The organism is Paenibacillus pinisoli (genome assembly GCF_003605435.1).
Lineage (GTDB): Bacteria > Bacillota > Bacilli > Paenibacillales > Paenibacillaceae > Pristimantibacillus > Pristimantibacillus pinisoli.
In genome coordinates this window covers 157,260-171,897 of record NZ_QXQB01000003.1, presented here as the reverse complement: position 1 = coordinate 171,897, position 14,638 = coordinate 157,260, and the positions used below count along the sequence as shown (strand labels likewise).

The following is a 14,638-nucleotide window of genomic DNA, read 5'->3' as shown; positions in this document are numbered from 1 at the left end:
TAATGCCGGTTAACGGCGGCGGTTATCGAGATAGCTGTAGTAGGATTGTGCCAAGAGGGCTACGCCTTCCCGGATTTGCTCCTCGCTGCAATAGCTGAAGGATAGCCGCGCATGGCGGGCACCGCCCCCATTAATGAAGAATTGCTTGCCGTCAATAAAGCTGACGCCCCGCTCTTCCGCATCCTTCACGAACTCGCTGGTGTCAATTCCTTCAGGGAAGGAGAGCCAGACAAAGAAACCTCCTTCCGGTATGCTGAAGGTCACATCATCTCCGAAGCTGATCTTTAGCGCATCCACCATCGCGTCGCGGTTATCGCGGTACAGCTTATTCAAGCTGGCGAGATGTTCGTCAAATGGAAGTCTCGTCAGCAGCTGCGCGACGATTTCCTGCGAGAAGACGCTCGCTTTGCTTCCTTGGAAGAAGGTATTGACCCTCGCAATGGTGTCCTGGCTTGCGATCGCCCAGCCAAGCCGAATGCCAGGGGCGATAATCTTGGAGAAGGTGCTCAAATAAATGGTTCGCTCCGGCGCAAAGGAATAGATGGCAGGAAGCGATTGCCCGGTATAGGAGAGCTCCGTGTAGGCGTCGTCCTCCAGAATAAAAAAGTTGTAGCGGTAGGCCAGCTCGGCAAGCCGTTGCCGTCGCTCAAGCGATAGGCTGATCCCTCCCGGATTATGAAAGTTCGGCATCGTATAGAAGAGCTTCGGCAGCGGCTTGCCCAATCTCTCGGCTTCCTCAAGGGCTCGCTCCACCTCCTCAACGATGAGGCCGTCTTCGTCAATCGGGAAGGAAGTGAGGATGGCTTCAGCTGTGCGGAATGTGCTGACTGCTCCGAAGTAAGTCGGCCCCTCCAGCCATGCATGGTCGCCAGGATCGAGCAGTGCGCGGGCAACGTAATCCAGCGCTTGCTGCGAGCCGTACGTCATCAGCACTTGGCTCGGGTCGACGTGGATCGAGCGGAGCGCAGAGCGCCGGGCAACCCAATCCAGCACGATGACTGGACCGCCTGCGCCGCCATATTGAAGCGAATCCCGGCCGTGAGTCCAAATCGCATCGGTCGCGGCTCCGATTAAAGGCTTATACGGGAATGTATCCGAATGCGGCGAGCCGAAGGAGAGCGGAATCACCTGGCGCTTCTTCGCAGCTTGGGCGGCTCCCATCGGCGCGATGGCCGGCAGCCTGCGGGCAAAGGAATAGGGTTTCAATGATAGGGTGGACATAGCTTGATTCACCTCGTAATTATTTGTTTGCGAAAGACGAGCGCAAGGTTCAATCTCCGTTAATCAACCAGGCGTCCATTCATAATCGCTGGAAGAACGGGTTACCCTCTGTAGTTGTCCTGCCACTTCAGCAGCTTGCTCTCCAGCAGCCGGACGAATGAATCGGCCAGCTTGCCGACGATGGCGAATGTGAAGACGCCGACAAACACGACGCCTGTCTGCATGAAGGATCGCGCATCCTGAATCAGGTAGCCGATGCCTCTGTCCGCGCCCATCAGCTCGGCTACGACTAGGCAAAGCCAGGCCATGCCGAGCGACAGGCGCAGTCCTAACAGCACATTCGGCAGCGCCGCAGGCAGAACAAGCCTTCGAATCTGCTTGGCACGGCTGAATTCCAGGATGCGGGCCACATCGAACAGCTTGAGGTCCACGCTGCGGACGCCCAGAAATGTGTTGACGTAGAGCGGGAAGAAAGCCCCGACTGCGATCAGCAGCACCTTCGACAGCTCGCCGAAGCCGAACCACAGAATGAACAGCGGCGTGATGGCAAGCAGCGGAACGGTGCGAAGCATCTGAAGCGTAGGATCGAGCGCTTCTTCCGTTCTCCTGGACAGGCCAACGGCAAGTCCGATCAGCAGTCCCGCAGAGCCCCCAATCGCAAAGCCCAGCAGCGCCCGGTACACGCTGATTTTCAAATGACCGATATATTCTCCTGATGCAAGCAAGTCATAGAAATCCTTCAAGATGGAACTTGGGGCGGGGAAGAGCTGTGCCGAGATCAGGCCTGCGCCAGAAGCAATCTGCCAGGCGATCAGCAGCGCCAGCGGCACAATAAGGCCGGTTAGCGTTCTTCTCAGCCCATTCCTTCGTTTCTTGCGGGTGGCGGGCCGCGTTGCTTTGTTCATGCCGTTGCTCCTTTCAAGCTCGTATACGATTTTTTGCCTATTAAATCTCCCAGTCCTGCGCTGTCGTCTCGGATTGATGAAGTGCGTTCATGACGCTGGCTCTAAGCTGCTGGAAGGCCGGACCCGTCCGGCTGCGGGGATGAGGCAGGTCGATTGCAATCTCATGCTTGATGGTTCCCGGTCCCGCGCCCATGACGAATACTCTGTCCGACAGAAATACCGCTTCGTCAATGTCATGCGTAACGAGCACCATGGTCGTCTTGTTTCTAGCCCATATTTCAAGCAGCGCTTCCTGCAAGTGATTCCGGGTAAAAGCGTCCAGGGCGCCGAACGGCTCGTCCAGCAGCAGCACGTCCGGCTGCCGGAGCAGGGCGCGCGCTATGGCGACCCGTTGGGACATGCCGCCCGACAGCTCGCGGGGATACGCTCTCTCAAAACCTTTGAGCTTCACCAGCTCGATCATGCTGTCTACTTGCATTCTGACCGCCGGATTCTTAAGCGACAGGTCTGCGGCAATGTTCTGTTCGGCGGTCAGCCAAGGGAACAGCCGATGCTCCTGAAAGATAAAGCCTTTTTCTTTGCCGGGGCGCGTCACGGGGGCGCCGCTTAGGAACACGTCTCCGTCATATTCGGCATCCAGCCCGGCAATAATTTTGAGCAATGTGCTTTTGCCGCAGCCGCTTGGACCGATAATCGATACGAACTGGCCTGGCTTCACATGGGCGTTAATATGGGAGAGAACGTGGAGGCTGGAGCCGTCGCGCTGGAAGCTTTTATTCACGTTTTGAATAATCAACTCGCCTTTGATCGTCAATATATCACCTAATCTCATTGAAATAGTAGGGTATAAACTGATACTATTAACTCATATTCATAGGTGTAATGTACAATAGTTAATAGTTATTGTCGTATTATTTTTACTTATACAACGGAGGTTGTTATGAGAATTGAGCAGCTGCAGTATATTGTCGAAATCGCCAGTACCGGATCTTTTTCCATCGCGGCGGAGAAGCTTCATGTCTCACAGCCTAACATCAGCCAGTCGGTAGCGGCGCTGGAGCAAGAGGTGGGTGTACAGCTATTCCATCGCACCAGAGGCGGAACGGTGCCTACCGAGGCGGGCGAGGCTGTCATCGCGAAAGCCAGACATATTCTGGCTAAGCTTCATGAATTAAAGGCGACGGCAAATGAGCATACGGAGGTGCTTCGGGGGAAGCTTGTGATCGGGGCGATCTCCGGAATCTGCACCAGCTTTTTGCCGCGGACGCTATCCGCTTTTGCCATCCGCCATCCCTATGTCGAGCTGGAGATTCTGGAGGAGCATTCCGGCGGCATTGAAGAGAAGCTGCTGGAGAACCGGCTTGATCTGGGGTTGATGGGCATTACGGGAGAATATGCGAATAAGCATCTTAGGGCGGAGCGGTTTCTCTCCTGCGAGATTATGGCTTGTGTCGGGGTACAGACTCCGCTTGCGGCCAGGAAGAGCATCTCGTTCGCTGATATTCTTCATTATCCGCTCGTTGGCGTGTCCGGGCATATGAAGGAATTGCTGCTGAGCTACGGCACGCCCAAGCAGCTGTTCCATTCGAAAGGCACGGAGGCGGCCAAATATGTTACGGCTGAAGGTGTTGCCATCAGCTTCTCCATGGATATCTCGCTTCGGAACGATCCTCATGTCGCAATGGGCAAGATTGTTCCAATTCCGATCGAAGAGAAGCCTTCTGTTCATTTGTATTGGGCTCATGACCGGAAAGGAATGTCGGCGGCAAGCGAGGCTTTTCTGAGCGAGTTTCTGATGCAGGTGGAGAAATACAAGCGGATGGCCCGGTTCGAATAGCGTTATTTGCGGCTTGGCGGTGCGGTTAATGGTATAGTAGATATTGGAATCCCGTGAGGATAATAAGGGAATGAAGGGGCTATTTTCAGCATAGAGGGGGAACTTTATTGTTTTCATGGTTTCGTACGGCGCTGCTGTTTATTGTTGTTCTAATTTTGACGCGTTTCATACCGTTTTCGGAGTTTTTCCGCAACGTGAATACGCTGGTGCATGAGCTGTCTCACGGGCTGGCCGCGCTGCTGCTGCAGGGCCGGGTGATGGAGATACATCTGTATGCGGATCAGAGCGGCGTGACGTGGACTCAGTTTCAGGAAGGCTGGATGATCATCCCGATCGGTCTGGCGGGATATGTGGGAGCGTCGCTATTTGCCATGCTGCTGTTTATCCTGTTCCGCAAGGATAATCTGAAAACGGGTTTAACGATCATTGCTATAATGGCGGGACTTGCAGCTATTCTGTTTGTCCGGAACGGTTACGGTTTTGCATGGAGCGTCGGCTTTGCGGCTGTGACGGCCGCAGTCGCTTTCTTGGCTCCGAGATGGCTGCAGCAAGGCTATTACTTGCTGATCGCTTTTTTGTGCCTGGTGGAGTCCGTTGTCTCCGCCTTTGTAATTCTCTATCTGGCCTTGCAATCTCCAGGCTCTGCGGGCGACGCCACTAACTTAGCCAAAGCAACAGGCGTGCCTGCTCTGTTATGGGGCTTCGTATTTGTAGCCTTTGCCTTGTGGTGCGCGCGCGTCTCGCTTAGCCGGCTGCTGGGGAGAAGGAGAGGGCAGGAGCATGCGAAGCTGATGGCTTAAGCTGCGAGTTTCGTGAAGAAAGGCCGGCTAGACGTTTGAACGTCTGGCCGGCCTTTTGTGATGCCAAGAAACTGAATTTAACCGCGAGCAGTTAACGGAGACCCGCAATAGTCGCACGGCGAGCTTTCGCCGGCAATAACAGCCTTCCGGGCGCCGCAGCCCTTGCATTCGACGGATACGGATACCGCTTTTTTGGGAGCTGGCGCTGGCTTGGACTCTACGACGTTGATCACGGTTCTTGTTTCCACACGCTGCTGAGGGGGCGGCTGAATGACTTGAACCGGTCTAGGCTGCTGGACTGGCTGTGACGCTGCCTCCAGCTTCAACCGCAGATTTCTTCGGATGCGATGGCCGAAGAACAACAGCAGGAACGTTGGGAGATAGAACATGAAGACAAGTGCCCATATGGATGTAGAAAGATCAGAGCTGCCTGATTCCGAGGTGATCAGCCCGACTACAACTGTGAACAAGAGCGAAGCAAAGGCGAGCAAGACGCCAAGAGTGGTCAGGATATGTGAGAAAAAACGCATGGCTTTCAAACCCTTCGTCATGTACTGGCAACCGGCCCCAGGCTAGCGGGGCAAATTAAATTTTTACATATCATAATTTAAGATCCGTTGCAGGATGCCGCTAAGCAAACTCTTCAATAGACAATCAAAAGTGTGTTCGCGTTGCCGCGGCTTAAGCTCCCGATGTTAAAGGAGAGCCGCAGTAGTCACAAAACGAAAGCTCGTCCCTTATAACAGCTTTCCGGGCACCGCAGCCCTTGCATTCCACGGGCACCGCTTTTTTGGGTACAGGATCCGGTTTGACTTTCACGACTTTAATGATTGTTTTTGGTTCTGTTTGTTGTTGGAAAGGCGGATAGTTGTGAACCGGATAGCACTGCGGAACAGGCTGGGATAAAGCCAGCTCTTCTAACTTCAGATTTTTCCTCATGCGGTATCCGCGCATTAAGAACTGGTAAGAAGGGAGGTAGAGTATTAAAAAAAGAAGGATAAAGTCAAATAAATCCTTTCCCACAATAAATGTAACTGTTATTGATAGTGCGGAAAGCAAAACCCCTATACCTATATACAGATACGCTTTGCCATACCTGCTCATTGGTATCACTTCGTTTTGATGTACTTTCTTTCGAATGCGCTGTCCGTAGTACAATAGCAAAACAGGCGGCGTATTGATTAATAAAATAAAGAGAATCATCCATGGAGAAGCGTCGTCACCCGCAATTTGTAAAAAAATAATGAATGTAAATCCTATAGAAAACAGGATGTAAACGGCTCCGAGAATGGTCATGGCAATTGACAGTACATATTTTAAATCTCGCATTTCTTTCTGTACCTCCAATATGAACGATCAACCACACGGAAAGAACACAAGGCTCAGCACAGCAAGCTATGCTGTTAGAGGCGATCCGCAATAATCGCAAGGCGAGCTCTCGCCTAATGGAACAGCCTTTCGAGCGCCGCAGCCCTTGCATTCTACAGATACAGTCTTTTTCGGTACAGGCGGCGGTGTTGGTTTGGTTTCTATGGCTTTATTAACTGTATTGACTGTATTGACTTGTTGCTGCACTGGCGGAACAAATGAAGCAGGATTGGGGTGTTGCTTTGGCAAAGCTTGTTTCTTGGGTTTCTTCTTTCTGATCAACCGATAGCCAAAGAACAGGAGCAGAAAGGAAGGACCATAAAAAAGCAAGAGCTCACCAATGTAATGTCCAATTACCTCGCCAGCGGAATTGCCAGGGCTCATCTCAATAGAGGACATAATGGAAAGAATGGAATACAGGATACCGAGTACGAGTAAAATACTCCCGATTATAATTTTGAATATACGCATAGGCAAAATTCATCCTCCGTTAACTTATCGGCACAATCGCCATATATCTTTCAGTATTAAGCATTGGCTGTCAGTGGCGATCCGCAATAGTCGCAAGATGTGCTTTCTCCTGCTGCTACAGCCTTCCGGGAACCGCAGCCTTTACATTCTACGGACACGGAAGGTGCTTTTCTCGGAGCGGGTGCAGGCTTGGGTTCAGCGGCATGGAAGACCGTTCTGGTTTCTACGCGCTGTTGAACAGGTGGGACACTATATCCTGGATTGTATTCAGCGGCCACGTTCGTTGCTGTAAGTTTCAGCTTTTTCCGAATGCGATGCCCGAAGTAATAGAATGCGAATGTAGGCAGATAGAACATAATGAAAAGGATTAATAGAAAGACGATGCTGGCTGACACAGGTGAAGGTTGTGTTGATACTTCCGACATAATAATGAATGTAAACATAATAGAAAGAAATGTATGAATAGCACCAGCCACTGTTAATATGATAGAAATGACGAAAGCAAAATTACGCATAGCGTTCTATATCCTCCGTTATTTGCTCGCAACCAGCTGCTGGTTGCGGGCTTTGACTTGTCCCCGCAGATGATGAATGGAACGGATGAGCTCCTCTGCGGAGCCGGTTTGCTCATTAGGTTGTTTCGCCGATTCGATGACGCCATTGATATATTGGATATCCAGCTGCATCGTATATTCTAGCTCGGCAAGAGCGGGAAGGGAAGCAGGGTCGCTATAGGTAATATCGTCAATAAGAGCATCCATAGCGGGTGCTACTTTTGAACGTTCCGCCGGTCCCCATCGCTGAAGCGAAAGCTTGGCATTCCGAGCTGCTGTCAGCATAAGCTTCCAGTCTGCAGTACGCTCGCTGTCTCCCTGCTCCACGTTCTGAATATGCGAGTAGGATACGCGAACCAGTGCGGAAGCAATTATGGCAACAAGCAGCAGGACGCCATGAAGCGTTATATATATACCAAGCGGAAGAAAAGCCAGAAATGCCGCAACAACAACCGCAACGAAATAGAGGCCGGCGATGATTCCATAAGTGATATAAGAGCCTTGATAGCCTGCCTTAGCTCCCTGAATTAAGCGGGAGATCATCAGATAAATAGTCAGCTCTGCCAATAGGATGGCAGAGAGCGCTATGATCTGGCGCAAGTCCCAGGCGGCAATCGGATTAAGGCCAAAATAGATGAATAACGTAAGTCCTCCAATAAGCAAGAAGATGATCGAATTCAACACTTGCGGACGCAATGTCATAGCCTGATCAACCTCCTTGCTTCTGGCTTGCGCCGCAATGACTGCAGAACGCCGAGCCGCCGGTTATGGTTTCTTTGCAGCTAATACAAGACATCGGCAGCGCTGTCCCGCATTCATGGCATTTGGCGCTGTCCTCAGCCGTATCGGCTCCGCAAGACGGGCACGCATGGTACTTGTCGCCGCAATTGGCGCAGAATTTGGCGTTTTCGGCTAAAGCGGTCCCGCACTTGTCGCAATGGTGCACCTTTTTGGCCGGGGCTTCTGCAGCCGCAGGCTCCTTCTCGCGCATGCTTTTACCGCAATTGCTGCAAAATGGCACGCCAGCCGAGCCGCTGGTTCCGCAATGCGGACACCGCGCTAGAGCAGGCGGAGGCGAGGCATTCATCGCGTCGCTGACCCGATCCATCTGGCCGCTGAATGCGCCGCCAAGCGTGCTACCGAGATTCGCGCCGACAAAGAGCGGGTGAACGCTGCCCGGATTTTTGGCGGCGCCTTCCAGGATGTCGAGAGAGCGCTGCTGCTGATAGGAGAAGCCGACCATTTCCATCTCTAGTCTCTTGTTCAGCAAGCTGCGCAGCTTCTCGATGGAAGGATCGCCATCCGGCACGCTGACATTTTCAATGTAGAAATGATGGATCTTGATCCCGAATTCATCCAGCTCTGCTGCGATTTTGGCCTGTGCATGCGAGGAAATTTCGCTAATGTACGCGTTGATTTCCAAGGAGCTTACTTTTTTATGAATCAGATACGACGTTATGATTTCGGTAATATTCATCATCATCACGCCGCGAATATGCTTCGTGATCGATTCCTTCGAGAATTCGCCGAGCGTTCCGACCAGCTTGATTAGGAATTTCCGGCTATCCTCGACGGTCAGTCCAAAATGGCCAAAAGCGCGCACGGGCACCAAAATATGATACAGGGGGTCCTTCACCTGAATCGGAGTGGCTGTGCCCCATTTAATATCCAGAACGCTTCCTTTGTTCACGAACCAAACTTCTGCGGTGAACGGAGATTTGCCGCCAAACGGCAGATTGACAATATGGTTCAAAAGCGGAATATTGGCTGTGCTAAGCGTATGTCTGCCTGGTCCGAAGCTGTCTAACGCCTGGCCTCCTTTGAACAGGATCGCTTCCTGCGATTGATTGACAATCAGCTGCGTCCAAGTGCCCAGCTCCTGATGCGGAAATTTCCAAGCGTACACATCCGGCGTGCCGTCATATTTGACGATATCAATCAAGGACATTGCGTCATCACCTCTTTTATGTAATATGGGAAAATAGTCCCTGCAATTGATCTCTTCTTATATTAATAGATTAAAGTCGATTGGGCTAGAAGTTTGTCCCAATTTGATATACGGGATTGAGAAGATATGGATGCGATTATTTATTTTAGAAGCAGAGACGGTTGCTTCAAATCGGAGTGCGCAGGGTAAAGTATACGTATTCCAGGTTTGAGAGGAGCGATTGACAATGACGAATGCAAAAAAGGTTGCGTTTCTGCTGGCGGATGGATTCGAGGATTCCGAGATGAGGAATCCGTTCGACGAAATGGTGAAGAACGGTCATGAGACCGTAATTATCAGTGAGCGGGCAGGTGAGGAGCTGCGGGGCAAAAAAGGAACGATCGCCTATACGTCCCATCTTTCCATCAATGAAGCGGAAGCAAGCGACTATGCTGCCGTCATCATTCCGGGCGGAAGCTCTCCGGGCAAGCTAATGGACAACGAGAAGGTCCAGCAATTTGTCCAGGAGGCAGACTCTGCCGGCATCACAATCGCTGCGATTTGCCACGGGCCGCAAATTCTGGCTGCAGCCGGAATATTGGAGGGGCGCACACTGACGTCATATCCGGGCATCGCATCCGAGGTGGAGAAAGCGGGCGGCCGCTTTATCGATAAAAAGGTCGTTGTGGACCAGAATTTGATTACATCGCGCACACCTGAGGACGAGCCTGCCTTTATTAGCGAAATAGTGGAGAAGATCGGCGTGAATGCTTGGTAGGCGACAGGCAGCTGCAAGATGATGAAAGAGACAAAGGCGACGGAGGAATGGTTCCTTCGTCGCCTTTTAGGTGTGTTTCGCATGATTAAAAAGCTGCCGCGAGCCGCGTCCAGTATAATAAGTCGGTTAGATCGACTTATTGCTCTTAACCGCGATCAATTCGGTCACGCCGCCTCTATTAGCCCGCCTAGCTTACACCGCCTGCAAGCCGGCTTGGTTCAGGAGGTTCCATGGCTTGTTGTAATGCGGCTGGAAGAAGAAGTCGACGAAGCTGAGCTCATCCATCGTCATGCCGTTTTGGATGCAGACCGACAGCGTGTTGATCGACTGGGTCAGATCGATTTTCGACATCAGCTGGGCGCCGAGAATTTTGCCCGTGTCCGCTTCATAGACCACCTTGAGCGTAACCTTCTCGTACGTCGGCATGAACTCCGGCTTGTCATTGTCAATGATTGTGACATTTTTCACGTTCAATCCCGCAGCAATGGCAGCCGTCTCGGTCATGCCGGTCGAAGCGATGTTGTAGTCGTAGATTTTGATGCCCGATGTGCCTTGCGTGCCGAGATATTTGACGGCCGGCTCAACCAGGTTTCTGGCGACAAGCGTTCCCATGCGGACCGCATTGGTAGCCAGCGGGATGTAGGCATGCTCGCCAGTCGGATTGTATTTGACCGCGCAGCTGTCTCCGGCGGCGAATACGTCAGGCTTGCTGGTGCGCATGTATTCATCGACGATGATTGCGCCGTTCGGCAGCATATCGACCTGTCCCTTCAGCAGCTCCGTATTCGGCCGGAAGCCCATGCACAGCACCACCATATCTGCTTCATGCACGCCGTTGTTCGTAACGACACCTCTGACTTCGCCCTTCGCATTGCCTTGGAACGAGGTGACGGTCTCACCCAACGCCAGCTTCACGCCTTGATCGGCGAATGCGCACTCCGCGACATCCGTAAATTCGCGGTCCAAATATTTGTAGAGCACACGCTCCATGTTGTCGATTAGCGTTACGTTTTTGCCCAGCATCTCGAAGGCTTCCACCAGCTCGATTCCGATATAGCCTGCGCCGATGACGGCGATGCGGCGGGCAAGCCTTGCCTTCTGAATGATCGCTTGCGCGTGGTTGTAGTTTTTGCAAAGCACGACGTTCTCCAGATCGATGCCCTCCAGCTGAGGGATAATCGGCCACGAGCCGGTCGTTACGACCAGCTTGTCGTACGAGTGGACGAATTCTTCGCCGGTTTGCAGGTTTTTGGCTCTTAGCGTCTTGGCGTCCGTATCCACATCGAGCACATCATGACGAACCTTCATGGTCACGCCAAGCTCTTCCATCTGCTCAGGCGACGAGTAGAATAATCCCTTCGAATCCTTCACGACGCCGCCGACATGAAGCGCGATGCCGCACGACAAGAAGGAGATGTTATCATTCCGCTCGAAGACGGTAATTTGGGCGTCAGGGTATTGCTTAGCCATTCCAGTAATAGCGGCCGTGCCAGCGTGCGTGCATCCGATAACAGCAATGTTCATGTTTCTCATTCCAATCTCCTCCTTGTGTGGAACAAGGGACGTTAGGTTCGCCCCTCGCACTAAGTGAATCTTTTCACAACCCACAATACAATGTGAAACGATTCACAAACATCTATTTGTTATTATCATATTCGATCGGAAAGAGGAGCGCAATAGACTCCGGAATAATTATGTGATTTTTTTCACAACATGTGACAAAAAAATGGCGGGAGGTCTCTTACCCCACCGCCATTACCCATATTTGCCTTGCTATCAGCAATGCGCTTACTCCGATAAAGAGCGGCCTCACATACTTTGCCCCCTGCTTGATGGCTACTCTCGACCCCGCAATGGACCCCAGCACCATAGCTCCGCCCATCAGCAGACCTACTCCATACGATACGGAGCCAAGCGCGGCAAAAGCGATCAAGGCGCAAAAATTGCTCGTGAAGTTCAGCAGCTTCGCATTCCCTGCCGCCTTCACAAAGTCCATGCCGATCAAGAGAAAAGCGAAGATCAGGAACGACCCTGTGCCCGGCCCGAAAAATCCGTCATACCCGCCTATGAGCAAAGCGGCAGCCGCCATAGCAAGCCAGCTTCGGCGGGACAGCGCGCGCAAGGTGCTGACCTTCCCCCAGTCCTTGCGGAAGAGGGTGTAGACCGTCACGAGCAGCAGCATGACAATAACCAGCGGACGAAGCCAATCTGAAGGCACGAGCTGCAAGAGCAGCGTTCCTCCCACCGCGCCGACAGCGGTCACGGGCACAAGCTTACCGGATAACCGGAGGTCAATATTTCCTGAGCGGAAAAAAGCGATCGTGCTCGTAAGAGAAGACATCGATCCGGCAAGCTTATTCGTGCCGAGCGCCAAGTGCGGCGGCAAGCCCGCGGCGAGCAGCGCCGGGACGGCAATCAGGCCTCCGCCTCCTACGACCGAGTCAACGAACGCCGCAATAAAGCCGCCTGCGACAATAATCAATATGACTTGCCAAGTCCATTCCCATTCTATTCCCATTGTCGTTCATCCCGTTCTTTTAATCAGACTGATCATTAGATGCATGCTGACAAATCATATCTCATTTTTCAGTCTTCCGCCATATGCCTCCTTATTTTGTTCCGCAACAAGGGAAGAGCTATAATAACAGTAAATCTCATGCGGCGTGATTTATAGAAGATAGAGGAGGTGCAGTATGATGGGAAAAGAGCAGCAGCAAGCACGCTATACACAGCAAGTCGTTCTCATTACAGGAGCCGGAGCGGGAATCGGACAAGCGCTTGCGCTGGCATATGCGAGAGAGGGAGCGCGCGTAATCATTGCTGACCGCAATGAAAACGGACTGGCGGACACTTCGAAGCAGCTCGGAGCAGAGGGATATGAAGCCATTTCGATTACAGCCGATCTAAGCGTTCCTGGCGAGATCTCCGGCATGTTCACGAGAATCGGGGAGATTACCGGAGGCGTCGATATCTTGATCAACAACGCCGGCTTCGGCATATGGAAGTCGCCGTACGATCTGGAGCTGGAGGAATGGGACAGCGTCATTCATACCAACTTGCGGGGAACCTTCCTATGCTCGCGCGAGGCTGCGATGCAGATGAGGACGCGCGGAGGCGGCGCTATCGTGAATCTTTCCTCCACACGAGCGCATATGTCCGAGCCGAACTCCGAGGCCTATGCGGCGTCGAAAGCAGGCATTCTGGGACTGACGCATGCCATGGCCGTCTCGCTTGGCCCGGATCATATCCGCGTGAACGCGATATGCCCCGGCTGGATCGAGACCCGGGATTACAGCGCCCTGCGTAAGGAGGATCATACCCAGCATCCGGCTGGACGGGTAGGCAGGCCTGAGGATATTGTCAAAGCCTGCTTCTATCTGACGGATCCGGACAACGACTTTGTCACAGGCATTCATCTGGATGTCGATGGCGGGATGAGCCGGCGCATGATATACGAGGAGTAGCGGCCTTGCCTGCAGACATGCCCATACCTTACAAAAAGACTGCCATTCGGTTTAGCGAATGGGCAGTCTTCTTTGCTTAACATTTTCTATTAATCAGCGCTAACGATCCCTCCACGAACCGGTTCAAGATCGTTCGACCACTTGACGCGAATGGACTTGGACTCGAATAGATCGCTGCCATCGGATACCTGGAAGTGCATATGCGCTTCGCTGGAGTTGCCGGAATTGCCGACCTCGCCGATTTTATCGCCGCGCTTCACTTGATCGCCGGCTTTGACGGTAGCCGAGCCCTTTTTCAGGTGCGCAAGGTAGCTGAATTCTCCGCCATGGTCGATGACGACGACATTGCCGGCGGGAGCCTTTTCGTTCATCACGCCTACGGGTTCGTTATCCGCGATATCATTGACGACTGCAACGACTGTGCCGTCAGCGGGAGCGACCACGTCTTGGCCGAAGGCGAAGTAGCTTTCATTCTTCCCGGGATCTCCTTCATACGACATGCCATCCTTCACTTGTACAAGGTCGTAGGCGTATCGCTGGGAAGGATGCGCATAGTGGTAGTTGTCGAATACATTGGTCCCGCCCCAGAATACAAACCAATCGCCGTTCATTGGCCAATCATAGGTTACCTTCGTATAGAGCTGGTCGGTATCAGCGTGCTGCTCAAGCTGCTGGAATTGAAGGGCGACAATTACGTTGTCTTGATCAAATGCAGCGAGCATGCCGATATCATTGGAGCTGCTTAGCCATATCCGCTGATCGAGGCCATTCAACTTGAGTGAGCTTGATTCCTTGAAGGATTCTATGCCCGCCGTAGTGTCAGCTGCGATGGTCTTGAATTCTTCCTCGCCTACTTGAGAGCGGAAATCCTGGGATAATTGCTTGTAAATGCGCGAGTATTCCCCGTCCAAAATAGCTTTGGCCAAATCATCCGGCTCAATCCTGCTTGATTCATTCACCGTTTGTTCCCCTCCCGTGCTAATTGGTGTGGCTTGCGGCGTAGCAGCAGGCTTCGCATCCCCGCTGCAGGCAGTCAGCATTCCCGCAATAGCTCCAGTTGCGATGATGGCTCCAGCTATTCTGAAGCGTTTTGGCAATTTGTTTGTCATCAAACTCCACTCCTTTATATTTATTCGTCCGTCTCTCTATCTTTGGTTCGTTTCTATCGTAACAATTGAGTTTAAAGGCACATGAAACGGAATATGTACGGAATCTTAAGGATGAGGGAGATGCAGCGCGGAGAATTAAGGCTCCGTTAAGAATGGCGCAGCTTCCGCCTCCCGAAAGTCATGTTAAAATAAAGTCAAAGTCAG

The 14,638-nt window shown here is 52.3% G+C and carries 16 protein-coding genes; 4 read left to right on the top strand and 12 right to left on the bottom strand.

The features are described from left to right. Window positions 1-9: 9 nt before the first annotated feature. From D3P09_RS14275 to D3P09_RS14265, 3 genes are all read right to left on the bottom strand, one after another. On the bottom strand, window positions 10-1,221 hold the full coding sequence (locus D3P09_RS14275) for an aminotransferase-like domain-containing protein (RefSeq protein ID WP_120111214.1): 1,212 nt from the start codon (window positions 1,219-1,221) through the stop codon (window positions 10-12). A gap of 101 nt (window positions 1,222-1,322) precedes the next feature. After that, the gene (locus tag D3P09_RS14270; protein ID WP_120111211.1) at window positions 1,323-2,126 is read right to left on the bottom strand and encodes an ABC transporter permease; all 804 of its coding nucleotides are present in this window, start codon (window positions 2,124-2,126) and stop codon (window positions 1,323-1,325) included. Between the two features lie 40 nt (window positions 2,127-2,166). After that, on the bottom strand, window positions 2,167-2,958 hold the full coding sequence (locus tag D3P09_RS14265) for an ABC transporter ATP-binding protein (RefSeq protein ID WP_120111208.1): 792 nt from the start codon (window positions 2,956-2,958) through the stop codon (window positions 2,167-2,169). A 108-nt stretch (window positions 2,959-3,066) separates the two neighbouring features. Between D3P09_RS14265 and D3P09_RS14260 the strand changes: the two genes are divergently transcribed. Together D3P09_RS14260 and D3P09_RS14255 are read left to right on the top strand one after the other, a co-directional pair. Next, entirely contained in the window at window positions 3,067-3,963 is an 897-nt protein-coding gene (locus tag D3P09_RS14260) for a LysR family transcriptional regulator (RefSeq protein ID WP_120111206.1), read from the top strand. A gap of 107 nt (window positions 3,964-4,070) precedes the next feature. Then, a complete protein-coding gene (locus D3P09_RS14255; protein WP_120111204.1) occupies window positions 4,071-4,763 on the top strand; it encodes a M50 family metallopeptidase in 693 nt (230 codons plus the stop codon). A 77-nt stretch (window positions 4,764-4,840) separates the two neighbouring features. On the opposite strand, the gene D3P09_RS14250 is transcribed toward D3P09_RS14255, so the two are convergent. The 6 genes from D3P09_RS14250 to D3P09_RS14225 form a co-directional block, all read right to left on the bottom strand. Beyond that, on the bottom strand, window positions 4,841-5,314 hold the full coding sequence (locus tag D3P09_RS14250; RefSeq protein ID WP_133305008.1) for a hypothetical protein: 474 nt from the start codon (window positions 5,312-5,314) through the stop codon (window positions 4,841-4,843). A 130-nt stretch (window positions 5,315-5,444) separates the two neighbouring features. After that, on the bottom strand, window positions 5,445-6,092 hold the full coding sequence (locus tag D3P09_RS14245; protein WP_120111199.1) for a hypothetical protein: 648 nt from the start codon (window positions 6,090-6,092) through the stop codon (window positions 5,445-5,447). 66 nt (window positions 6,093-6,158) lie between these two features. Then, entirely contained in the window at window positions 6,159-6,602 is a 444-nt protein-coding gene (locus D3P09_RS27390) for a hypothetical protein (RefSeq protein WP_133305007.1), read from the bottom strand. Window positions 6,603-6,658: 56 nt separating this feature from the next. After that, window positions 6,659-7,117: a hypothetical protein gene (locus D3P09_RS14235; protein WP_120111194.1), complete on the bottom strand. Its 459-nt coding sequence runs from the start codon at window positions 7,115-7,117 to the stop codon at window positions 6,659-6,661. Between the two features lie 18 nt (window positions 7,118-7,135). Further along, window positions 7,136-7,858: a hypothetical protein gene (locus D3P09_RS14230; protein WP_120111191.1), complete on the bottom strand. Its 723-nt coding sequence runs from the start codon at window positions 7,856-7,858 to the stop codon at window positions 7,136-7,138. A 7-nt stretch (window positions 7,859-7,865) separates the two neighbouring features. Beyond that, window positions 7,866-9,104: an SPFH domain-containing protein gene (locus tag D3P09_RS14225; protein WP_120111188.1), complete on the bottom strand. Its 1,239-nt coding sequence runs from the start codon at window positions 9,102-9,104 to the stop codon at window positions 7,866-7,868. A 226-nt stretch (window positions 9,105-9,330) separates the two neighbouring features. On the opposite strand from D3P09_RS14225, the gene D3P09_RS14220 reads away from it, so the two are divergent. Continuing rightward, on the top strand, window positions 9,331-9,861 hold the full coding sequence (locus D3P09_RS14220; protein ID WP_120111185.1) for a type 1 glutamine amidotransferase domain-containing protein: 531 nt from the start codon (window positions 9,331-9,333) through the stop codon (window positions 9,859-9,861). Window positions 9,862-10,053: 192 nt separating this feature from the next. Here the strand turns inward: D3P09_RS14220 and D3P09_RS14215 are convergent, their stop codons facing one another. Together D3P09_RS14215 and D3P09_RS14210 are read right to left on the bottom strand one after the other, a co-directional pair. Next, window positions 10,054-11,385: an FAD-dependent oxidoreductase gene (locus D3P09_RS14215; protein ID WP_120112451.1), complete on the bottom strand. Its 1,332-nt coding sequence runs from the start codon at window positions 11,383-11,385 to the stop codon at window positions 10,054-10,056. A 217-nt stretch (window positions 11,386-11,602) separates the two neighbouring features. After that, on the bottom strand, window positions 11,603-12,379 hold the full coding sequence (locus D3P09_RS14210) for a sulfite exporter TauE/SafE family protein (protein WP_120111182.1): 777 nt from the start codon (window positions 12,377-12,379) through the stop codon (window positions 11,603-11,605). Window positions 12,380-12,554: 175 nt separating this feature from the next. Here D3P09_RS14210 and D3P09_RS14205 point away from each other — a divergent pair, with 175 nt between their 5' ends. Continuing rightward, entirely contained in the window at window positions 12,555-13,325 is a 771-nt protein-coding gene (locus D3P09_RS14205) for an SDR family NAD(P)-dependent oxidoreductase (RefSeq protein ID WP_243644184.1), read from the top strand. Between the two features lie 89 nt (window positions 13,326-13,414). On the opposite strand, the gene D3P09_RS14200 is transcribed toward D3P09_RS14205, so the two are convergent. After that, window positions 13,415-14,434, bottom strand: coding sequence for a M23 family metallopeptidase (locus D3P09_RS14200; RefSeq protein ID WP_243644182.1), 1,020 nt, complete (start codon window positions 14,432-14,434; stop codon window positions 13,415-13,417). Window positions 14,435-14,638: the final 204 nt, after the last annotated feature.